The sequence below is a fragment of the Herbiconiux sp. VKM Ac-2851 genome, from assembly GCF_013205105.1.
GTDB lineage: Bacteria > Actinomycetota > Actinomycetes > Actinomycetales > Microbacteriaceae > Herbiconiux > Herbiconiux flava.
Map to the genome: position 1 here is coordinate 547,635 of NZ_JABMLJ010000001.1, position 20,547 is coordinate 568,181.

Consider the following 20,547-nt stretch of genomic DNA (forward strand, 5'->3'; position numbering starts at 1 on the left):
ACATAATGTGCATTATCAGTGCAACGGGAAGAGGTCAGGTCGGGGTCGATCTGAGGGCGTCCGCCGGCTCGGTTCGCGCCGCACGGTGCGACGGCACGAGGCCCGCCAGCAGTCCGACGAGCCCACCGGCCGCGACGGCGCCGAAGGTCAGGCCGAGGTCGAGCACCGGCGTCCAGCCCTGCGCCAGCGAGACGCCGACGACCACGAAGACGCCGGCCGCCGATCCCATCAGTCCGCCCAGCAGCCCGACGGTCGCCGACTCGGCGACGAACTGCGCCGCGATCTGCCCCCGGGTCGCTCCGAGGGCCCGCCGGAGGCCGATCTCGCCGATGCGTTCGGCCACGCCGCTGAGGGTCGTGCCGGCGATCCCCAGGGCGCCGGCGAGCAGCGTGATGAGCCCGATGGCCAAAAAGATCAGGTCGAGGTCCCCCTGGAGCCCGGTCTGGAAGGTCGTCGGCTCCCCCGGCGCCGAAACCGAGAATTGCTCGGGCGACGACGGCGCCAGCGCGATCGGCACCTGATGCGCGACCAGCGACCCGGCGCCCAGCTCGACGCGCAGGGCCAGCGTCGACGGCACGACTCCCGGGAACTCCGCCTGTGCGGTGCCGAGCGGCAGGATCACCGCCGATTCCAGCGACCGACGGGTCTCGCTCGACGCCAGGACGCCGATCACCGCGTACGCGTGCCCGCCGATGAACACGGTCGGCCGGGCGTCGATGGAGGTCACGCCCAGCAGTTCGGCCGCCGACGCGCCGAGCACCGCGACGCGGTCGTGGCGCTCGTCGTGGCCGCTGTCGAACATCCGTCCCCGCTGCAGCCGGCCGCCCACCGCCTCGAGCAGGTCACCGGATGCCGCCACCACCGCGGGCGGCGCCGTGGGTGCGCGGGCCGGGTCGGTGACCGGCACGGTCGTGATCTCGGGGTCACCGATGTCGACCGGCGCGAGCAGGGCCCCGGCGGTGACGCCCGCCAGATCCCGGATGCGCGACAGAGCGTCGGAGGGCAGGGTGGCGACCGGGCGCTCGGTGCCGTCACTGCCGGGCGCGGTGGCGGGTTCGACCTCGGCGTGGGTGGCGGCGACGGCGTCGAAGCGGGCGGCCAGCTGTCCCGACGCGGTCTGCCCGAGACCCATCGTCGTGACCAGCGCGGCGATGCCGACGACCGTGCCGAGTACGCCGAGCATCAGCCGGCCGGGGCGGGCGCCGACGCTCGCGAGCGCCTCTCCCCCGATGTCACCGAACAACCGCAGCCGCACCCTCTGCCGCTCCCGTAGCCGCACCTTCACCCGCACCCGCTCCCGTGGATGCACCCCCGGCCGCCGCACCCACCGCAGCCTCACGACAGCCGCCCGCCCTCAAGCACCCGGTGCCGCCGAGCCCGCCGCGCCACCGCCTCGTCGTGCGTGATCACCACGACGGTCAGCCCGCCCGCGTTCAGCTCCTCGATCAGGTCGAGCACCGCATCCGAGTTGCGCCGGTCGAGGTTGCCCGTCGGCTCGTCGGCGAGCAGCAGCCGCGGCCGGGTGCAGATGGCCCGCGCGATGGCGACGCGCTGCCGCTCGCCTCCCGACAGGGTTCCCGGATGCGCGTCCAGCCGTGACCCGAGACCCACCCGGTGAAGCGCCTCCTCAGCCGATGCCCGCCGCTCCCCCGTCGATGAAGACCGCTCCCCCGTCTCGCCGTAGACGAATGCGAGCAGCACGTTCTCCCGCACGGTCCGTGCCGACAGCAGATGGAACGACTGGAAGACGAACCCCACGCCCGCCCCGCGCACCTGCGACCGCTCCCGATCGCCGAGCCCGGCCGTCGCCCGTCCGTCGAAGAGGTACTCCCCGGACGTCGGCCGGTCGAGCAGCCCGAGGATGTTCAGCATCGTCGACTTCCCCGCCCCCGACGATCCGGTGATGGCGACGAAGTCGCCGTGCTCCACCCGCAGGTCGACCCCGCGCAGCACCTCCAGCGACCGTGCGCCGGCGTCGAAGCTGCGCGTCACTCCGCGCAGTTCGATCAGGCTCCCCGGCCCGCTCATCGCCCCACCACGACCTTCGCGCCGACCGTCAGCCGGGCGTCGTCGCTGCGAACCTCGGCGTAGCCGCCGGCGGCGAGCCCGGTGGTGACGGTCACGAGCTCGGTCGTGGGCGGGGCATCCGGATGCTCGACCGCCAGCTCGACCCGGCTCTCCCCGCCCGGCCCGGCACTCAGCGCGGCCACCGGTACCGCGAGCACGGCGCCGGAGGTGGCCTCGACGGGGACGTCCACGCGCACGTTGCTCCCCCGCAGCCGCTCCGCGACGTCGGGATCCGGCGTGCCCGGATCGAGCCGCAGCTCGTACGACTTCGCGGTCTTCGACCCCTCGGCCGGCTTCTTCGGCGTGACCGAGGTCACCGTGGCCGGGCGCTCGGTGCCGTCGGCCGCGGTGTAGGAGGCCGCCATCCCCGGCTTCACGAGCGCGGCGTCCTGCTCGGTCAGCGTGCCGACGAGGTCGAGGGCCGCTCCGGAGACGCTCATCGTCGAGCCCTTGGCGATCTCGCCGCGGACGGCCTGCACGCTGTCCACGCGGCGCGGAAGAGTGGGCAGGTAGACGATCTCGGCGGCCGGGAGTGCCGTCAGGGCATCCGTCTCGGCCTCGGAGCGATCCCGCTGGGCGTCGGCGAGCTGCTCGAGGGCGGAGTCGACCGCGGAGCTCTCGGCCCCCGTGTCTCCGGGAGCGACCGCGGCGTCGCGCCGGGCCACCGCCAGCGCGAGCTCGTCGCGCAGCCGGTCGACGGCGGTCGGGGCCTCACCGGAGGCCACTGCCGTGTCGAGCGAGCGCTGCGCCTCCCGCACGGCGTTCTCGGCCTCGAGCTGTTGGGCGGCCGGTGCCGGGGACGCGGCGCGGGCCACTGCGGCGCGCGCCTGGCCCAGGGCCGACTCGGTGGCGCGCTCGGCGGCGCGGGCCGCGCGGAGCGTCGCCTCGACCTCGGGTGACGGCGGTGGCGGGGCGTACCCCGCCCGGCGATACAGCTCGTCGACCGCCGCTGCCGTCGACGCGTCGTAACCCGGCGACGTCGTGTCTCCCGCGTCGATCCCGAGCCCGGCCAGCGCGGCCTTCAGCTGCAGCACGTCGGGACCGGACAGGTCCGCTCGCAGGGTGCGATACGCCGGCAGACCCCCGGGGAGTGCGAGCACCGGCCGTCCGGCGACCTCGAGGGCGACTCCCCCGGCGGCGATCTCGGCACCCGCCTCGGGGACGTGGCCCGTCACGACCGCCGGACCGCTGAGGCCCGAGGTGTCGATGGTCACGTCGACGGCGTCGGCGAAGCCCACGTCGGCCCGGGCCGTGACCCGGTTCTCGATGACGCGTTCCTCGACCGGGGCGAGGATCGGTCCGGCCTCGGGCGCGACCGCACGGGCGGCGAGCTCGGCCGGTGACACGACCAGCCGCGCCACGGCCACCCCGGCGACGAGGGAGAGCAGGGCCACGGCCGCCAGCACGAGCACCAGTCTCGGCCCGCGCAGGTCCCGGCGGGCTCGCCTGGGGCGCGGAGGAGCCGCCTCAGCGCTGGTCATGTGCCGCCACCAGGGAATCGAGCGCCGCGCGGTTCCGGTCGACGAACTCCTGGTCGAGGCGCTGCTGCTCCGCGGCGAGCAGGTCGTCGTAGTGGGTCGACGCCGCGCAGTCGAGGTCGGCGACCGCGACGGCGATCTCCTCCTCCTGCAGGGCGTCCAGTGCCGCCTGGTCGACGCTGCCCGGGGCGGCGCCGTCGACGGGCGGCTCCCCCGGCCGGGCGAGGGCGCTGTAGCGATCGGAGAAGTCGGTCATGGGGTCGGCCCTGTGCGCGTAGCCCGGGTGCCCGGCCGTGGCGAGGCAGTCGCTCCACCGCCTCTCGGCGGTGACCACCGCATCCGCCGACGCCGCCCTCTCGGGGAGCTCGTTGAGTTCGTCGATCAGGCCCTGGGCCTCGGGGTCGGCCGAGGCGGCCCCGGCGGCGAGATCGGCCTCGTGGGCGGCCGCGCCCAGGCAGCCGGCCTTCGTCCAGTCCCACTCAGTCAGTGCCGTCGACTCATCCACCGGTGCGCCGTAGAGCGCAGCCTCCCAGGCTGCGCGCTCGCCTTCGCTCAACGTGGCCAGGTAGCCGGCGTTGGGGTCGACGACCTCCGTGCCCTCGTCTCCAGCCGCCGAGGCGAACGGGCTGCTGACGACGCCGTAGCCGTACTGCTCCGCGAAGGCCCGGCTCCCCCACTCGACCCCTCCCTCCCCGTCGGCCTGCACGCTGATGCCGGAGCTCGTGTCGGGCTCGTAGGGGAAGCCCTGCTCCTTCATGCACGCCGCTGCTGCGTTCTGCATCGTGGCGTTCCGCGACGCCAGCTCCTCATCCGATGTTCCTCCGTACAGCGCGTCGGTGTACGGGGCAAGCGGCGAGTCGGCGGCCGGGGCTGCCTCGGGGGCTCCCCCGCTGCAGCCTGCGAGTGTCAGCACGACGAATGCCAGCGCCGAAGCCGCGCCGAGAGTGCGAGTCCGAGTCGAGCCGATGTCCATGGTTCCTCCTAAGCTGATTAATGCTCAGGTCGACGATAGAGGAGCGGTGAGCCCTGAGATACGGCTCTCGGGGGACTCCCATCGCACGCCAAGGGTCCGCTAGATTTGCCGCAGGCGCGACGGGAGTGCGCGCATCGACGAGGGGGATCATCATGACCGCACCGACCACCGCCGGGCCCACCGGCTTCCTGCTCTTCCCGGGCGACATCAGCGGCGGCGTCGCGAAGTGGCTGAAGATCGGTCTGTGGGTGCGCGCCGTGCTCTCGGTCGTGCTCGGCATCGTCGTGCTGGTGCTGGCCTTCAACAACCCCGACGCCATCGTCTACACGATCGCCCTGCTGTTCGCGATCTACTTCTGGATCATCGGCCTCATGCGCATCGTGCAGGGCATCGTCAGCACGGGCATGACGGGGGGCATCCGCGCACTCGGGATCATCCTCGGCGTGCTGCTGATCGTCGCGGGTGTCGTCGCCATCCGCAACCCGGTCGTCTCGCTGGTCGCGCTCGCCTTCGTGATCGGCTTCTCCTGGATCATCGAGGGCACGCTCGCCGTGATGGAGACCGCGAAGGACTCCTCGCAGTGGTTCGGCACGATCCTCGGCGTGATCTCGGTCGTCGCCGGCATCATCGTGATTTTCCTGCCGCTGGAGTCGATCGGCATCCTGGTGCTGTTCACCGGCATCAGCCTGATCATCACGGGCGTCTTCGCCGCCATCACGGCGATCACGCTCGGCAAGGCGCCGAAGACCGTCCGTTAGCCGCACCGAAGACTGTTCGCAAAGCGCCGAAGGTGCCGAGCAGAAGCGCGTCCCGCCGGGCTACGCCAGTCGCGCCACCAGCGCCGCGAGCCCGGCGGGCTCCACCGCGTCCGTCGTCGCCGCCAGCTCCGACGGCGCGAACCACCGCCACTCCTCGACGTCGACGCGCTCGTCGTCCGTCCAGTTCGTGTCGACCGGCTCGAACCGCTCGGTGCGCAGCCGGTACCACTCCTCGTGATACGAGCGGCGGGTGCCCTCGGCCGGCTCCCCCACGAAGTCGTGCGCCCACACGGGGTCGCCGAGCTCCGCCTCGGTGAGCACCAGTCCGGTCTCCTCGAACAGCTCGCGCACGGCCGCCTCGGCGTGGGTCTCCCCCGGGTCGAGATGGCCGCCCGGGGTCAGCCAGCGGGTGGGGTTCGCGGGAGCATCCGCCCTCGTGTAGAACAGCAGGGCCGCACCCTCGGCGTCGGTCACGAGCACCCGCGACTTCAGGATGATCGTGCCCTCCGGCACGGCCGCATCGGCTGCCCCACCCACGCTCAGACCCCGTTCTGCTCGAAGTCGCTCACGTCGCCGACGAGGCGGGTGTGGTCGGCCGGGATCGGCTCGACGGCGGCCGCGGCCACCTCGGCGGCGAACTCGCTGACGTTGTAGAGGCGGCCCGCGGCCTCCTTGCGGGCGCCGATCGCTCCGGGGTTCATGCGCTCGAGCAGGGTGGCCGTGATGGTGCCCTCGATCATGTCGCCCGAGACGACGACGAACTCGACGCCCGCTTCGTCCAGGCGCGGGATGAGGTCGCGCAGGGCGTCCTCGCCGGCGCGCTTGGAGAGGGCGACCTGCTCGTACTCGGGCATGGTGGGCGTGGTGCGGATGAAGTGCGCCTGGTGGCTCGTGACGAAGACGACGCGCGAGCCGGGGGCGAGCAGGGGCAGTGCCGAGGTCAGCACGCTCACCTGGGCGTCGCGGTTCAGGCTCATCGCGTAGTCCTCGGCCATGCCGCTCTCCATGCCGCCCGAGGCGTTCAGCACGAGGATGTCGAGGCCGCCGAGCTCGGCCTGCACCTGCTCGAACAGGCCGGCGACCGACTCGGGGTCGGTGAGGTCGGCCCCGGCGACGATCGCGGTGCCGCCGCTCTCGCGGATGGAGTTCGCGAGCTTCACCGCGCGCGCCTCCTTGTTGCGGTAGTTGATGACGACGGAGGCGCCCGCCTCGGCGAAGTAGCCGAGGGTGTCGGCGCCGATGCCGCGGGACGATCCGGTGACGAGAACGCGCTTGCCGTCGAGCGATCCGGGGGCGAGGGGGTTGGACACGGGGACTCCTTGGAACTCGGGGTGGCGAACCCGTCGAGACTACCAACTCGGCGTGCACCCGACCCGATGTCGGCGCCGCCTGATAGCGTCGGAGCTACCGATCGAGACCGCACAGGTCGCACACGGGAGGAGACCGCAGATGCTCGAATTCCTCGACAGCTATGCCTGGATCGTCTGGCTGGGCCTCATCCTGCTGTTCATCGTGATCGAGATGTTCACGCTCGAGTTCACCTTCCTGATGATCGCAATCGGCAGCCTGGGCGGCCTGATCGCGGGCGTGCTCGGTGCCCCGTGGTGGGCGCAGATCGTGGTCGCGGCAGCGGTCTCGCTGCTGCTCCTGCTGACGCTTCGTCCCCCGCTGCTGAAGCGCCTGAAGCGCGGCGGCGACCCGGCGAAGAGCAACGTCGAGGCCCTGCTCGGTCTCGAGGGCCACGTGCTAGACCGCCTCACGCCGACCGCCGGCCACGTCAAGCTCTCCAACGGCGACACCTGGACGGCGAGGGTCTCCCCCCTCGTCGAGCAGCGCGAGCTCGAGCGGGGCGAGCGCGTGCTCGTCACCGCCATCGACGGGGCGACCGCCATCGTGGTGCCGGCCTCGGCCGCCGCTCCCCTTACTCCCCCCGACGGGCTGGCGCCCGGCAACCGGAAGGAACCGACATCGTGAACGACTCCGTGGGTCAGATCGTGCTGTTCGTCGTCATCGCGATCGTCGTCGTCTTCGCCCTGGTGGTGCTGGCGCGCTCCGTGCGCATCATCCCCCAGGCGCGGGCCGGCGTCGTGGAGCGGCTGGGCCGCTACCACAAGACCCTCCTGCCGGGCCTGAACATCCTGGTGCCCTTCATCGACCGGCTGCGGCCGCTCATCGACCTGCGCGAGCAGGTCGTCTCCTTCCCGCCCCAGCCGGTGATCACCGAGGACAACCTCGTGGTCTCGATCGACACGGTCGTGTTCTTCCAGGTGACGGATGCGCGGGCGGCGACCTATGAGATCGCGAACTACCTCGGCGCGGTCGAGCAGCTCGCCACCACCACCCTCCGTAACGTCGTGGGTGGGCTGAACCTCGAGGAGGCGCTCACCAGCCGCGACGAGATCAACGGCCAGCTGCGCATCGTGCTCGACGAGGCGACCGGCAAGTGGGGCATCCGGGTATCGCGCGTGGAGCTGAAGGCGATCGACCCGCCGGCGTCGATCCAGGACTCGATGGAGAAGCAGATGCGCGCGGAGCGGGAGCGCCGCGCCGTCATCCTCACCGCCGAGGGAACGAAGCAGTCCGCCATCCTCGAGGCGGAGGGTTCGCGGCAGTCGCAGATCCTCCGGGCCGAGGGTGACGCCAAGGCGCAGGTGCTGCGGGCGCAGGGTGAGGCCGAGGCGATCACCACGGTGTTCGGCGCCATCCACCGCGGGGAGCCCGACAACATGCTGCTCGCCTACCAGTACCTGCAGACGCTGCCCAAGCTCGCCGAAGGCAGTGCAAACAAGCTCTGGGTCATCCCGAGCGAGCTGACCGAGGCGCTGAAGGGCATCGGTCAGGCGTTCGGCGAGAAGGGCGGGGCGGTCGCGTCCGGGCTCGGCGGCGGTCAGCGCTCCGGCCCGAGCGAGGCGGCGAGGAACGGCGGGCTGACGGATGGCGGCTCCGTGTCCTCGGCGCTGCTGGATGCCCAGGCCGCCGTGCGCGACGCCACCGCGGCCGCGCGGAGCGCCGCCGACGCGACCGCCGCCGGCCGCCCGGCCGGTGCGGGCATCGGTGACGGCAGCGGCGCGGGCGACAGCGCCCCGGGTGGTGGCACTCCGGATGGCGGCGCACTGAGCGGCGGCACCCTCGGCGGTGCCGACTCGGGCGGCATAGGCACGGGCGGAATCGGCGCGGGCGGAATCGGCGCGGGCGACAGCAGCAGCGCAGGCGCGCACGCCGCCGGGGAGTCGGACGACGCCGGTACCGGCACGGGCGGCGAAGCCGGGGATGCCGGCACGGCCGGGCGCTAGCCGGGCGGAGCGGCGCGCGGCGGCCCGGAGCGGGTACTTCGCCGGGCCGCTCCCCCGGGTGCTCGCACATCGCGGGCTCGCCGTGGATGCGCCCGAGAACACGCTGGCCGCCTTCGAGGCGGCCGTCGCCGCCGGGGCCGAGTACCTCGAGACCGACGTGCACGCCACCGCCGACGGCATCGCGGTGGCCGCGCACGATCCCACCCTCGACCGCATCGCGGGGCGCGACGAGGACATCGCCGCCCTGACCCTCGAGCAGCTCGGCGCCGTCGAGCTCGGGGGCGACCAGCGCTTCTCGAGCCTCGCCGAGCTGCTGGTGGCGCTGCCGGCGAGCCGTTTCAACGTCGACATCAAGGCCGAGGCGGCGGCGGCACCGGCCGCCGCCGCGATCGAGGCTGCGGGCGCCCGGGACCGCGTGCTGCTGACGTCGTTCTCGGCGAAGCGGCGGCGCTCGGCGAGCGTGCTGCTGCCGGGGGTCGCGACCTCGGCGTCGGCGCAGGAGTTCGTCCCGGCCCTGGTGGCCGCCAAGCTCGGCCTCACTCCCCTGGCGCGGCTGTTCCTGCGGCGGGTCGACGCGGTGCAGATCCCCCGCCGCATCGGGAGGATCGAGACGGTCACCGCGCGCACGGTGCGGCGACTGCAGGCCGCGGGCGTCGAGGTGCACGTCTGGACGATCAACGACGTCGACGAGGCCCGGCTGCTGCTCGAGCGCGGCGTCGACGGCCTCGTCACCGACCGCGTCGACCTGCTGCTGCCGCTGGTGGCCGAGTTCCGCCGTCGGGCGAAAGGCTGAGAGCGAGGGCGGCGGAGCATCCGCTCACCCGACACGCCCGAGCTGCACTGGCCCCCGAAAGGGGAATGGCGCTGTTGACTGGGAGACGTCTGGCAATACCCGGCTTCGGAAAGGATTCCGCCCTGCACGCCGTTATAACGAATAAGCAACGCGAGAGGAGACCACACAATGGCAGATCGCAGTTTGCGCGGAATGCGTTTGGGCGCACAAAGCCTGCAGAGCGAAGAGGGCGTCGTATTCTCGCCCCGATCGACGTACACGTACCGCTGCGCGACATGTGGCCGTGACACCGACATGGTGTTCTCGGCCGAGGCGGAGGCCCCTGAGAGCTGGGAATGCAAGTTCTGCAGCCACGAGGCCACGCTGATGGTGGGTTCGGAGCCCGTCGTCATCGACCACAGCGACGCGAAGATCCCGCGCTCCCACTGGGACATGCTGCTCGAACGGCGCACGCGCGCCGAGCTCGAGGAGCTGCTCGAGGAGCGCCTGCAGTACCTGCGCGCCCGCCGCGGCACGCAGAAGATCGGCGCCTAGCCCCGCCACCCCGCGGGCAGATCGCCCGCACGCACGAACGCCGCTCGGCAGAAGCCCGGGCGGCGTTTCTGTGCCCGCGGGCGGGTCAGGCTCGGCGGCGGCGGCCCGCCCACAGCGCCACTACCAGGCCGGCCAGGCCGAGGCCACCCACGAGCCACTCGAGCTGGAAGCCGAGCAGCGCGGCCGGCGTCGGCACGGTCGCGAGCGGCACGTCCGCGATCATCGCCCCCGCCTCGTAGGCCGGGATCGTGGTGATGTTCTGCCCGTCGGGACCGATGATCGCCGAGGTGCCGACGGTCGAGATGTTCACGACGCTCCGCCCGAACTCCACCGCCCGCAGCCGCGCGATGGCGAGCTGCTGCAGGTTCTCGTCGGTCTGCCCGAAGTCGGCGTTGTTCGTCTGTGCCAGCACGACCTGGGAGCCCTCGGCCGACATGGCGCGCATCACGGCGTCGTCGGTGATGTCGAAGCAGATCGAGATGCCCGCACGCAGTCCGTCGATGTCGAAGGTGAGGTCGGTGGTGCCGAACTCGTAGTCGCGGGTGACCAGGTCGACGAGCTCGGGGGCGAGGCTGCGGAAGAAGGCACGGTTGGGCATCCATTCGGCGAACGGCACCGGGTGCCGCTTGTCGTAGTGGTCGGTGGCCTGCCCGTCCTGCCAGAGCAGCGAGGTGTTGTAGACCTTGTCGCCGCGCACCTGGATGGTTCCCACCACGAGCGGCACGTCGCCGAGCTCGCGGCTCACCGCGTCGAGTGTTCCGGCGGCGAGGGAGTTCGTCGTCGGGTCGATGTCGGAGCCGTTCTCGGGCCAGACCACGATGTCGGGGTTCTGCCCCTCGAGGAAGCGGGACGCCGAGACGTGGTCGTTCAGGATGTCGCCGCGCTCGTGCACGGCGAACAGTCCGGCGTCGGAGTCGCCCTGCACTCCCCCGATGCGCGAGGTGCCCGAGGTGGGCGCCGACCAGGCCGGCACCGCGAGGAGGGCGACCGCGGCCGTCACGGCGGCGAGCACGCGCGCGGGGCGGCTCAGGGCATCCGTCGCCCAGCGCCCCTCGCGGCAGAGCTGCACGGTGAAGGCGACCAGCCAGACCAGCAGGAAGCTCAGGCCGGCCATGCCGACCCAGGCGATCAGCGAGGTGAACGGGCTGTCGGACTGCGACATCGCCACCCGCGCCCAGGAGAAGCCGCCGTAGGGGAAGATCGCGTTGATGCCCTCGCGGAGCGTCCACAGCCCGGCGATGACGATCGGCACGAGCCCGAGGCGGCCCCAGCGGCCCGGCCAGACCCGGTCGGCCCGACGGTAGACCAGGGCGATCAGGATGGCGCCGAGCGCGAAGTAGACCGCCTCGAACAGCGTCAGACCGAGCCACGGCACCAAGCCGAGGTAGAGCGTCAGCCAGATGATGTGCACGCCCCAGAAGGTGGCGCCGCCCACGAGGCCGACGAGCAGCGCGCCGCCCCAGCTGCGGCCGACGAGCGCGACGAGCACGATGCCGACGCCGAGGAGCGTCAGCGGCCAGAGGTTCTTGTCGGGGAACCCGGCGTCGAGGGTGATGCCGGCGCCGACGGCCGCGAGCACGGCGAGCCAGAGCGGCAGGATGGGCGCCGCGGGCGGGACGGGCACGGCGCCGAGGCCGGCCGTGCGGCGGGCGCGGCGGAACCGCCCGGAACCAGCGCGAGCGGCGCCGGATCGGTCGGCCGACGACGATCCACCGGGGGTGCCGATGGGCGCAGCGGGGTCGAGGAGACGGGTCACGACGGCCTCACGCCACCGAGGAGTACGCGACGATGCCGCGGCGCACCGCGTCGATGGCCGAGCGGGCGAGGGTGGCGAGCCGCGCATCCGCCGTGCCCTGCAGCTGGTCGAGCAGATCGATCGTCTGCTTCGACCAGCGCACGAAGTCACCGGCGGCCAGGTCGGCCTCGAACAGCACGTCGTCGAGGGAGCCGCCGCGGGCCCAGCGATGCATGGGTGCCGCCAGCCCCGTCGAGACCGGCTTGCTGCCCGGCAGGCGGTGCTCGCGCTCGACGTCGTCGATCTCGGCCCACAGGGTCTGGGTGCGGTCGAGCGCCTCGCGGAACGCACTGCGCGGCAGGTTGCGGTCGTTGCCCTCGGCCTCCTCCCGGCGAGGCTCGAACACGAGCGCGCAGGCCATCGCGGCGAGCGACGCGGGGTCGAGATCGTGCCAGACCTTCTGCCGGATGCACTCCGCCACCAGCAGGTCGCGCTCCCCGTAGATGCGCTTCAGCGTCTTGCCGTGCTCGGTCAGCTCGGTCGCGCCGTGCTCGTCGCGGCGCAGGTAGCCCATGCCGAGCAGCACGTCGGTGACGCGGTCGAAGACCTTCGCGATCACGTTGGTGCGGGTCTGGATCTGCTGCGTCAGCTTGTCGGTGTCGCGCTTCAGCGTGAACCAGCGCTCGGCCCAGCGGGCGTGCGACTCCCGGTCTTTGCAGCCGTGCACCGGATGCGCGCGCAGCTGCCGCCGCAGCGAGGCGATGTGGCGCTGCCGCTTCTCCCGGTCGCCGCGGGAGAGCGTGTCGGCCTTCCCTGCCCCGGATCGCTCGAGGTCGGTCAGCTCGCGGCGGATCTTCGCGTACTCGCGGAAGTCGCCGAGGTGACACGTCATGGCTTCCTCGTAGCCCTTCAGCGACTCCTCCTGCTGGCGCACCTTGCGGGCGAGGTCGACCACGGCGCGATCGGCCTGGAACTGGGCGAACGACGACTCGAGGATCTCGCGGGTGCGCGGCCGGCCGAACTGGTCGATCAGGTTCACGGCCATGTTGTAGGTGGGCCGGAAGCTGGAGTTCAGCGGGTAGGTGCGCCGCGACGCGAGCGAGGCGACCTCCTGCGGGTCGAGCCCGTCGCGCCACTGGATCACCGAGTGGCCCTCGACGTCGATGCCGCGACGGCCGGCACGCCCGGTGAGCTGGGTGTACTCCCCCGCGGTGATCGGCACGCGCGCCTCGCCGTTGAACTTCTCGAGCTTCTCGAGCACGACGGTTCGGGCGGGCATGTTGATGCCGAGCGCGAGCGTCTCGGTCGCGAAGACGACCTTGACCAGCTTGCGCTGGTAGAGCTCCTCGACGACCTCCTTGAAGGCGGGCAGCATGCCGGCGTGGTGGGCGGCGACCCCGCGCTGCAGGCCCTCGGTCCACTCCCAGTAGCCGAGCACGGCGAGGTCCTCGTCGAGCAGGGTGCGGCAGCGCTCGTCGACGATCTGGCGGATCTCCTCGCGCTCGTCGGAGGTCGTCAACCGCACGCCGGCGCGGAGCACCTGCTTCACGGCCTGATCGCAGCCGAGCCGGCTGAACACGAAGAAGATGGCGGGGAGCAGCCGGTGCTCCTCGAGCAGGGCGATCACCTCGGGCCGGTCCATGCGCTCGAGGCCGTGCGACGGGCCGTTGAACCGTCCGCCGCGACCGCCGCGACCGCGGCCTCCTCCTCCGCCGCCCCCGCCGCCACGGTAGGCGCCGGGGCCGCTCCGCCGATCGTTGCCGTACGAGGCCCCGCCCCGCACGAGCTGCGCCAGCTCCGGGTTCACCCGGTTGGTCGCGGCCCGCCCGCTCGAGTCGAACAGGTCGATCAGCTTGGTCTTCACCAGCGCGTGCTGGTCAAGCGGCACGGGCCGCTCCTCCGAGACGATCACCTCGGTGTCGCCCCGCACGGCCTGCAGCCAGTCGCCGAACTCCTCGGCGTTCGACACGGTCGCCGAGAGCGAGACGAGCTTGACGCTCTGCGGCAGGTGGATGATGACCTCCTCCCACACCGCCCCGCGGAACCGGTCGGCCAGGTAGTGCACCTCGTCCATCACGACGAAGCGCAGGTTCGTCAGCAGCGCCGAGTCGGCGTAGAGCATGTTGCGCAGCACCTCGGTCGTCATGACGACGATCCGGGCATCCGCGTTGATGTTGGTGTCGCCGGTGAGCAGGCCCACCTCGTCGGGGCCGTACTCGGTGACGAACTCGTTGAACTTCTGGTTCGAGAGCGCCTTCATCGGCGCCGTGTAGAAGATCTTGTCGCGCACCGACTGCATCGCGACATAGGCGGCGAACTCGGCGACGACGGTCTTGCCGGCTCCCGTGGGGGCCGCGACGAGCACGCTCCGCCCGTCTTCGAGCGCCCCGGCCGCCTCGATCTGGAACGGGTCGAGGTCAAAGCCGAGCCCTGCCCGGAACTGGTCGACGAGCGGATGCCCGGCCCGCTTGCGGCTCGCGGCGAAGCGCTCAGCCGGGCTCAGGCCCTCGTCGTCGGCCGTCGCCGTGACCCGGGTGTTCTGCTTGCCTGCCATCAGACCGCCAATTCCACGTCGTAGCTCTGCTGCGTCCGGCGCACGCGCCGGTCGTGCAACCAGGCTATGCCCGCCGCGGCGAAGTAGAGCAGCACCATGGGAACCGCGAGCAGGAACATCGACATCACGTCGGCCGCCGGCGTCGCGATGGCGGTGAACACCGTGATGGCGAGGATCGCGATGCGCCACGATTTCAGGATGGCCACCGCCGAGAGCACCCCGGCGAAGTTCAGCAGCACGAGGAACACGGGCAGCACGAAGGCCACGCCGATCACGAGCACCAGCTTCAGCACGAAGTCGAAGTACGACCGCGCGGTGAGCAGGGCGGTGGTGCCCTCGGGCGCGAAGCCGGTGAGCAGCACCACCATGTGCGGCAGCACGTACCAGCCGGCCGCGCAGCCGCCGAGGAAGAGCGGCACGGCCGAGGCGAGGAAGCCGACGGCGTAGCGCTTCTCGCTCTTCTTCAGCCCGGGCATGACGAACGCCCAGATCTGGTACAGCCAGACCGGGGAGGAGAGCACGACGCCGACGGTGAAGGCGATCTGGATGCGCAGGTCGAACGCCGAGGAGATGTCCGTGAAGTTCAGCGAGGCGGCGCGCCCCTGCTCGGCGGAGATCTCGGTGATCGGCTGGATCAGCGCGTTCAGCACGAAGTCGGACACGATCCAGCCGACGACCATGCCGACGACGAGCCCGAGGGCGGCGAGGAACAGCCGCTTGCGCAGCTCGATCAGGTGGGCGCCGAGAGACATCCGCCCGTCACGGGAGCGCTTCGGCCGCGTGGATGCTGCGGCCACGGCCCTTACGGCTTCGGAGGCTCGGTGGTGCCCGTTCCGGTGCTGCGGCCGGCCTCGGCCGCTCCGGTCGCGTCGGCCTTGTCGGCCGCGCTCTCCTCTTTCATGGCCCGGGTCTCGTTCTTGAAGATGCGCATCGACTGACCGAGGCTCTTCGAGAGGGCCGGGAGGCGGGTCGCACCGAACAGCAGCAGGATGACGACCAGGATGGCGATCAGGTGCCATCCGGTGAATGCGTTTCCGAGCATCGGTCTTACTTCCTTAGGGTCGGTACTGTGTCGGGCCTGATGAGGAGTTTACCTCGGGCCAGTCGGGCCGCTCTGCGGTCCTCACGGTATTCGGAGCGGCGGTCCCGTCGGATGTCGTGGCGCGTCGCGATCTCGGAGTAGCCGGTCAGGATGGCGCGCTCGGTGGGCTCCTCGGGCTGGAGCTGCTCGACGTTCTCGGCGAGCCGGGCGACCTTCTCGGTCAGCTCCTCGAGAGCCGCCAGCGCCCCGCGGAACTTGCGCCAGAGCCGCAGCCCCACGAGCGCGAGCATGCCGAGCAGCCCGAGCACGAGCACGGTCCAGATGATCAGCCACGCCCACCACGCCATGCCGTAAGCCTAGGCCGTCCGGTAGCGGTCGAGGGCGGCGCGCGCCCAGTCGACGACGGCGGCCGCGGCCTCCGGGGGGTCGACGATCGTGACGGCCGAGGGCATCGCGGTGACGAGACGCTTCAGGCTGTGCATGTGGGCGACGCGGATGCGCGTGCGCACCCGTCCCGACGCGGTCTGCTGCGCATCCGCCCCCTCGCCACCCGCCGGCGCCGTCTCGTCGACGCTCGAGACGAACTCACCGAGCAGAGCCATCGCGGAGGGGTCGAGCTCGATCGTCACCGTCAGGTCGTCGTCGCCGCCGACGAACAGGCGGTCGCCGAGGGGGACGTCGTCGTGGCTGCCCGTGACGGGGGTGCTCGTGACCGTGATGCCGGTCATCCGGTCGAGGCGGAAGGTGCGGACGGCGCTGCGCGCGTGGTCCCAGGCGCGCAGGTACCAGTTCTCGTCGTCGGAGTCGATGCGCAGCGGATCGACCGTGCGCCGTTCGCGCGAGCCGCGGGCCGAGAGGTAGTCGAACTCGATCTGCACCCCGCGGCCGACCGCGTCGCGCACCTCGGCCAGGGAGGCGGTGGTGTCGGAGCCCGCGATCGCCACCTGGCTCGGCCGCTCGGAGGCACCGCGGGCCAGCTTGTCCATCAGGGAGGAGTAGACGCCGCTGTCGACGTTCTCGGGAAGCGACTGGAGGTACTGCAGCCCGGCGATCAGCGCGGCGGCCTCGCGGGACGAGAAGCGGGGCGAGTCGTCGAGCGCGACCATGTGGGTGATCACGATCTCGTCGCGCTCGTCGAAGTCGTCCCAGGAGATGTCGAAGAGGTCGCCGTGCTGGTACTGCGTGGTCTCGCCGGGCACTCCCGAGACCGCGATCAGCTTGACGGCGTCGCGGATCTGCTTCTCGGTGACCTGGAAGTGGGCGGCCGCCTCGGCGACGGAGACCCGGCCGAGGTCGATCAGGTAGGGCACCAGGGCGAGCAGGAAGGTCAGCTTGTCCTGCGCGAAGGCGAAGGGCTGGGCGTCGCGGGCCATCAGCGGGTCTCCTCGGCGGTGGTGTCGACGGCGGGTGCCGCGGCCGGGCCGGCGGCGGCCTCGGCGGTGTGGGCGCGCACCGCGGTCTCGAGACGCTCGATCACGGCGTCGCGCAGGTGCCCGGGGCCGATCACCAGCACCTCGGGGCCGAAGCCCGCGAGCTCGTCGGCGAGCAGGTTGAGATCGGTGAAGTGCAGCAGCAGGCGGCCCTCCCCCGGGCTCGTCGCGCCGCGGCGGCGGCCGAGCCGCACCTCGGCGTCGCTACCGGCGGCGACCTCGAGCTCGGCGACGTTGGCCTCCCAGATGGCGTCGAGCTCGGCGAGGGCGATCGCGGCGTAGTCGCCGGGTGGCACATCGACGGATGCGCGGCCGAGCTTCACGGGGCCGGTGATGCGCGAGAGCAGGAAGGTGCGCGACTCGCCGACGCCCTGGTCGATCGCCTTGAGGTGCCAGCGCCCCTGGTGCTGAACGAGCGCCAGCGGGGTCACGGTGCGCAGGCGCGCGGCAGCGTCACCGGGCTTGAGATAGGCGAACGACGCACCGACCCCGCGCGACAGGGCGTCGTTCAGCGGGTCGAACGCGGCGTCGCGGGTGCGGATGCGCGGGGCGTAGCCGAGCACGGGATCGCTCGTCTCGACGCCGATCGAGCGCAGCTTGAGGAGCGCCCGGCGGGACTCCCGCGAGAGCGAGCCCTCGCGCCAGGCCATGGCCGCGAGGTTCAGCAGCGTGGTCTCGGCGTCGGAGAAGCTGATGTCGGCGGGCAGCTCGTAGGCGGTGCGCGGGATGCGGTAGCGCTGCGACTGGTTGTTGCCCGGCTCTCCCGGGGTGTCGATGGCCTCGAGCGGCACGCCCAGCTCGCGGATGTCGTCCTTGTCGCGCTCGAACTGGCGCTCGAGGCTCGCGTTGTCGCCGTTGGCCGAGTACCGCTGGCGGTAGCCCTGCACCGTGGAGAGGATCTCGCTCTTGGTCAGCCCGGACTCGGTCGCGAGCAGCGCGAGCACGAGGCTGAACAGACGCTCCTCGACCGGCACCGGAGGCGAGGTCTTGCTACGCGAGGGCACCCGTCCATTCTAGGCCGTGCGCGCGAGCCGGCCGCGGCCCGCCGCCCGCCGGGGGCGGCCGGTGCGGGCCGGACGGCCGGGCGCGATCAGCCCGCGGCGGGCGGGACGACGCCGAGGATGTCGACGACCCAGGCCGTGGCCGAGGCGCCGTCGTCGGTCGGCAGCACGACGAGCACCTGCGAGCCGATCGGCTGGCCGATCAGGAACTGGGCGATGCCGGCCGGCTGGGCCGAGCCGCTCGTCTGGGCGGTGTCGTCGGAGGCGAGCCACAGCTGGGGCGAGCCGTCCTCCCAGGTGTTCACCGAGGTGCTGCGCGGCTCGGCGTAGCTGACCGAGGTCGCCTGCACCAGCAGCGCGTCTCCGTCGGCCACGGTGTCGCCGTCGCCCTTGATCAGGAGCGCCGACTCGGCGGCATCCGGAGCCTCGGTCGAGGTGACCGTGATGCCCGGGCGGCCCGTCTCGTCGCGCACGACCGAGGGGAAGCCGGACTGGGCGGGCTGCGGGGTGCCGCTCGCGTGGTTCGGGTAGGTGCGGTCGACGTCGAAGACCATGACGATCGAGCCGGGTGCTCCGCTGACGATCTTCGCGGCGTCCTCGTTCGGCAGCACGAGCGCGACGCGCTCGCCCGCCGCGGAGCAGGCGAGGGCGTCCTGCAGGCCCTGGGGCAGGGTGTCGGAGACGGCGATCAGGCCGGTGGAGGGCGAGCCGACGGCGGCGCCGGTCTGTCCGTCGTAGACGGAGTAGCTCACGTTGACGATGCCGCCGAAGCCGGCGACGGGCGCCTCGTCGTCGTCGTTCGCCACGACGGTCGACAGTTCGGCCGAGTCCGCGACGAGGGGCGAGGGGAAGGTGACGGTCTGGGCGCCGCCGACGTCGCCGGTCACCTCGACGGACTCGCTGGCCTTGCCGGGCGCGGTGATGTCGGAGCAGCCGTCGGCGGCGTTCGCGCCGGTCGAGCACGCCGCGAGCGAGAGCAGCAGACCTGCCGACAGAATGAGCGCGGGGAACTTGCGCACGGATCCTCTTTCCTGCGTTCGACGAGCCGACGGCCCGGTGAGCGAGATCATCCTATTTCATCCCGCGGAGCGCTCTCGGACGCCTCGGATGCCCCGGTCGCCTCCGGGGCGTCGCCGGCGTCGCCGCCCTCTCGGGCCTCGCGGGCCAGGGCCGCGTTCGCCGTCGCGGTGGCCGCGCGCACGCGCTTCCGCAGGCTCTTCGGGCTGATGCCCCGCTCGCCGAGGGCGCCCGGGGTCCAGGCCTCCATGTCCTCGTCGGAGAAGTCGCTCTTGGAGGCACGGCGCTTCAGCTCGGGCAGCACCGCGCCCGGGGCGAGCCGTCGAGCGCTGACCAGGAAGCCGGTGTGGCCGATCATCCGGTGGTCGGGGCGAACGGCCAGGCCCTCGACGTGCCAGCCGCGGATCATCGTCTCGTTCGGCACCGGGTTCGTGAAGAGGCCGGTGTCGCGGAGGGCCTCGACCGTGCGCGAGAGCTGCGTGACGGTGGCGACGTAGCAGAGCACGACCCCACCGGGCTTCAGCGCGTCGGCGACGACGTCGACGCACTCCCAGGGGGCGAGCATGTCGAGCACGACGCGGTCGACGGTGTGCTCCGGATGCGCGGCCGGCAGCGCCTCGACGAGATCGCCGACCGTCACCGTCCACTCCTCGGGCTCGCGGCCGAAGTACGCCGCGACGTTTCCCCGCGCGACGTCGGCGAACTCCTCGCGCCGCTCGAAGCTCGACAGCTGGCCGCCGGGCCCGATGGCGCGCAGCAGCCAGAGCGACAGCGCGCCGGATCCGACGCCCGCCTCGACGACGGTCGCGCCGGGGAAGACGTCGGCCTGGCCGAGGATCTGCGCCGCGTCCTTCGGGTAGATGATGGCGGCGCCGCGGGGCATCGACATCACGAAGTCGGTCAGCAGCGGGCGGAGCGCGAGGTGCTCGACGCCGACGGAGTTCTCGACGACCGAGCCGTCGGGCAGGCCGATCAGGGCGTCGTGGTCGATGTACCCCCGGTGCGAGTGGAAGACCTTGCCCGACTCGAGCGTGATCGAGTTCAGCTTGTTCTTCGGGCCGGTCAGCTGCACGCGGTCGCCCTCGCGGAACGGCCCGCTGTACTGGGCGCTCACGCGTGCACGCCCTCGAGCACGGCGGAGACCTCGGCGAGGCCCCGGCCGGCGAGCGTCGGCCAGACGACGTGGGCGTCGGTGCCGGCGAGCGTGAGCAGGTGCTCGACCCCGATGACGGTGGCGCCCGAGGCGACGGCAGAGGCCACGCCGGTGGGCGAGTCCTCGATCGCGACCGCGCCGGCGATGTCGATGCCGAGGCGCTCGGCGGCGGTGAGGTAGGCCTCGGGGTGGGGCTTCGACATCGTGACGACGTCGGCCGAGACGACCGTGGAGAAGGCCGGGAACGGGATGTGGTCGGCGACGTGCTGCGCCATCCGCCCGATCGACATGGTGACGAGGGCCATCGGGATGCCGGCGTCGTGCGCCTCGGTGAGGAGCTCCAGGGCACCGGGTCGCCAGGGCATCCGCTCGCTGATCTGCTCCATCACGCGGGTGGAGAGCAGCTCGATGATCGGCTGCGACTCCATCTCGACGCCGTGCTCCTGCAGGATGCGGGCGGTGCGGTCGAGGCCCGAGCCCACGAGGGTCATCGCGGCCTCGTGGCTCCAGGTGCCGCCGAACGAGGAGACGAGCTCCTCCTGGGCGCGCATCCAGTACGGCTCGGTGTCGACGATCGTGCCGTCCATGTCCCAGAGGAGGGCCGTGGGAACCGGCCGTGCGGCGGAGGAGGATTCAGTCACGGGCGAACAGTCTACGGGCCCCGCCTCGGGAATCCCGGCGAACGCCTATCCTTGTTGCACGGCACCCGCACCGTGCGG

Annotated in this window: 21 protein-coding genes; 5 read left to right on the plus strand and 16 right to left on the minus strand. The window is 72.1% G+C overall.

Annotation, left to right across the window (positions count from 1 at the left end; all coding sequences use genetic code 11):
* Window positions 1–34 precede the first annotated feature (34 nt).
* The 4 genes from HQQ85_RS02540 to HQQ85_RS02555 all read right to left on the minus strand — a co-directional run bounded on the left by HQQ85_RS02540 (window position 35) and on the right by HQQ85_RS02555 (window position 4,458).
* Complete coding sequence (locus HQQ85_RS02540) at window positions 35–1,324, minus strand: ABC transporter permease (RefSeq protein ID WP_371741732.1); 1,290 nt, start codon at window positions 1,322–1,324, stop codon at window positions 35–37.
* Window positions 1,325–1,335: 11 nt separating this feature from the next.
* Window positions 1,336–1,905, minus strand: a complete 570-nt coding sequence (locus tag HQQ85_RS02545; protein ID WP_371741794.1) for an ABC transporter ATP-binding protein — start codon at window positions 1,903–1,905, stop codon at window positions 1,336–1,338.
* Between the two features lie 119 nt (window positions 1,906–2,024).
* Window positions 2,025–3,548: a hypothetical protein gene (locus HQQ85_RS02550; RefSeq protein ID WP_173180931.1), complete on the minus strand. Its 1,524-nt coding sequence runs from the start codon at window positions 3,546–3,548 to the stop codon at window positions 2,025–2,027.
* Window positions 3,535–4,458, minus strand: a complete 924-nt coding sequence (locus tag HQQ85_RS02555; RefSeq protein WP_173180932.1) for a hypothetical protein — start codon at window positions 4,456–4,458, stop codon at window positions 3,535–3,537. Before HQQ85_RS02555 ends, HQQ85_RS02550 begins: the two co-directional genes overlap by 14 nt.
* A 212-nt stretch (window positions 4,459–4,670) precedes the next feature.
* Here HQQ85_RS02555 and HQQ85_RS02560 point away from each other — a divergent pair, with 212 nt between their 5' ends.
* Window positions 4,671–5,276 carry an HdeD family acid-resistance protein gene (locus tag HQQ85_RS02560; protein ID WP_173180933.1) on the plus strand — a complete coding sequence of 202 codons (606 nt, stop codon included), beginning with the start codon at window positions 4,671–4,673 and terminating at the stop codon, window positions 5,274–5,276.
* A gap of 60 nt (window positions 5,277–5,336) precedes the next feature.
* Here the strand turns inward: HQQ85_RS02560 and HQQ85_RS02565 are convergent, their stop codons facing one another.
* Window positions 5,337–5,813 (minus strand): NUDIX hydrolase, encoded by a 477-nt coding sequence (locus tag HQQ85_RS02565; RefSeq protein ID WP_371741733.1) that lies wholly within the window; start codon window positions 5,811–5,813, stop codon window positions 5,337–5,339.
* 2 nt (window positions 5,814–5,815) lie between these two features.
* Entirely contained in the window at window positions 5,816–6,586 is a 771-nt protein-coding gene (locus tag HQQ85_RS02570) for an SDR family oxidoreductase (RefSeq protein WP_173180934.1), read from the minus strand.
* 139 nt (window positions 6,587–6,725) lie between these two features.
* Between HQQ85_RS02570 and HQQ85_RS02575 the strand changes: the two genes are divergently transcribed.
* The 4 genes from HQQ85_RS02575 (at window position 6,726) to HQQ85_RS02590 (ending at window position 9,896) form a co-directional block, all read left to right on the plus strand.
* On the plus strand, window positions 6,726–7,250 hold the full coding sequence (locus HQQ85_RS02575; protein WP_173180935.1) for an NfeD family protein: 525 nt from the start codon (window positions 6,726–6,728) through the stop codon (window positions 7,248–7,250).
* Window positions 7,247–8,569: an SPFH domain-containing protein gene (locus tag HQQ85_RS02580; RefSeq protein WP_371741734.1), complete on the plus strand. Its 1,323-nt coding sequence runs from the start codon at window positions 7,247–7,249 to the stop codon at window positions 8,567–8,569. The genes HQQ85_RS02575 and HQQ85_RS02580 overlap by 4 nt, the downstream gene beginning before the upstream one ends.
* Before the next feature lie 58 nt (window positions 8,570–8,627).
* Window positions 8,628–9,362, plus strand: coding sequence for a glycerophosphodiester phosphodiesterase family protein (locus HQQ85_RS02585; protein ID WP_371741735.1), 735 nt, complete (start codon window positions 8,628–8,630; stop codon window positions 9,360–9,362).
* A gap of 168 nt (window positions 9,363–9,530) precedes the next feature.
* The gene (locus HQQ85_RS02590) at window positions 9,531–9,896 is read left to right on the plus strand and encodes an RNA polymerase-binding protein RbpA (protein WP_173180937.1); all 366 of its coding nucleotides are present in this window, start codon (window positions 9,531–9,533) and stop codon (window positions 9,894–9,896) included.
* Window positions 9,897–9,981: 85 nt separating this feature from the next.
* On the opposite strand, the gene lnt is transcribed toward HQQ85_RS02590, so the two are convergent.
* From lnt to HQQ85_RS02640, 10 genes are all read right to left on the minus strand, one after another.
* A complete protein-coding gene (lnt, locus tag HQQ85_RS02595) occupies window positions 9,982–11,652 on the minus strand; it encodes an apolipoprotein N-acyltransferase (RefSeq protein ID WP_371741736.1) in 1,671 nt (556 codons plus the stop codon).
* A gap of 7 nt (window positions 11,653–11,659) precedes the next feature.
* Window positions 11,660–14,185 carry an RNA helicase gene (locus tag HQQ85_RS02600; RefSeq protein WP_173180938.1) on the minus strand — a complete coding sequence of 842 codons (2,526 nt, stop codon included), beginning with the start codon at window positions 14,183–14,185 and terminating at the stop codon, window positions 11,660–11,662.
* A complete protein-coding gene (gene tatC / locus HQQ85_RS02605) occupies window positions 14,185–14,937 on the minus strand; it encodes a twin-arginine translocase subunit TatC (protein ID WP_173181691.1) in 753 nt (250 codons plus the stop codon). Before tatC ends, HQQ85_RS02600 begins: the two co-directional genes overlap by 1 nt.
* 50 nt (window positions 14,938–14,987) lie before the next feature.
* The gene (locus HQQ85_RS02610; RefSeq protein WP_173180939.1) at window positions 14,988–15,227 is read right to left on the minus strand and encodes a Sec-independent protein translocase subunit TatA; all 240 of its coding nucleotides are present in this window, start codon (window positions 15,225–15,227) and stop codon (window positions 14,988–14,990) included.
* Window positions 15,228–15,232: 5 nt separating this feature from the next.
* Window positions 15,233–15,574 (minus strand): hypothetical protein, encoded by a 342-nt coding sequence (locus tag HQQ85_RS02615; RefSeq protein ID WP_173180940.1) that lies wholly within the window; start codon window positions 15,572–15,574, stop codon window positions 15,233–15,235.
* Window positions 15,575–15,583: 9 nt separating this feature from the next.
* Window positions 15,584–16,600: a YafY family protein gene (locus HQQ85_RS02620; protein WP_173180941.1), complete on the minus strand. Its 1,017-nt coding sequence runs from the start codon at window positions 16,598–16,600 to the stop codon at window positions 15,584–15,586.
* A complete protein-coding gene (locus HQQ85_RS02625) occupies window positions 16,600–17,661 on the minus strand; it encodes a WYL domain-containing protein (protein WP_173180942.1) in 1,062 nt (353 codons plus the stop codon). The genes HQQ85_RS02620 and HQQ85_RS02625 overlap by 1 nt, the downstream gene beginning before the upstream one ends.
* An 86-nt stretch (window positions 17,662–17,747) precedes the next feature.
* The gene (locus tag HQQ85_RS02630; RefSeq protein WP_173180943.1) at window positions 17,748–18,677 is read right to left on the minus strand and encodes a hypothetical protein; all 930 of its coding nucleotides are present in this window, start codon (window positions 18,675–18,677) and stop codon (window positions 17,748–17,750) included.
* A gap of 47 nt (window positions 18,678–18,724) precedes the next feature.
* Complete coding sequence (locus HQQ85_RS02635; protein ID WP_173180944.1) at window positions 18,725–19,789, minus strand: tRNA (adenine-N1)-methyltransferase; 1,065 nt, start codon at window positions 19,787–19,789, stop codon at window positions 18,725–18,727.
* Window positions 19,786–20,469, minus strand: coding sequence for an HAD family phosphatase (locus HQQ85_RS02640; protein WP_173180945.1), 684 nt, complete (start codon window positions 20,467–20,469; stop codon window positions 19,786–19,788). Before HQQ85_RS02640 ends, HQQ85_RS02635 begins: the two co-directional genes overlap by 4 nt.
* Window positions 20,470–20,547 lie beyond the last annotated feature (78 nt).

Excerpts from the sequence above, each read along its gene's own strand:
- HQQ85_RS02550 (WP_173180931.1), bottom strand. The coding sequence starts at position 3,548 with ATGACCAGCGCTGAGGCGGCTCCTCCGCGCCCCAGGCGAGCCCGCCGG.
- HQQ85_RS02560 (WP_173180933.1), top strand. The coding sequence starts at position 4,671 with ATGACCGCACCGACCACCGCCGGGCCCACCGGCTTCCTGCTCTTCCCG.
- HQQ85_RS02575 (WP_173180935.1), top strand. The coding sequence starts at position 6,726 with ATGCTCGAATTCCTCGACAGCTATGCCTGGATCGTCTGGCTGGGCCTC.
- HQQ85_RS02590 (WP_173180937.1), top strand. The coding sequence starts at position 9,531 with ATGGCAGATCGCAGTTTGCGCGGAATGCGTTTGGGCGCACAAAGCCTG.
- HQQ85_RS02600 (WP_173180938.1), bottom strand. The coding sequence starts at position 14,185 with ATGGCAGGCAAGCAGAACACCCGGGTCACGGCGACGGCCGACGACGAG.
- tatC (WP_173181691.1), bottom strand. The coding sequence starts at position 14,937 with ATGTCTCTCGGCGCCCACCTGATCGAGCTGCGCAAGCGGCTGTTCCTC.
- HQQ85_RS02610 (WP_173180939.1), bottom strand. The coding sequence starts at position 15,227 with ATGCTCGGAAACGCATTCACCGGATGGCACCTGATCGCCATCCTGGTC.
- HQQ85_RS02615 (WP_173180940.1), bottom strand. The coding sequence starts at position 15,574 with ATGGCGTGGTGGGCGTGGCTGATCATCTGGACCGTGCTCGTGCTCGGG.
- HQQ85_RS02620 (WP_173180941.1), bottom strand. The coding sequence starts at position 16,600 with ATGGCCCGCGACGCCCAGCCCTTCGCCTTCGCGCAGGACAAGCTGACC.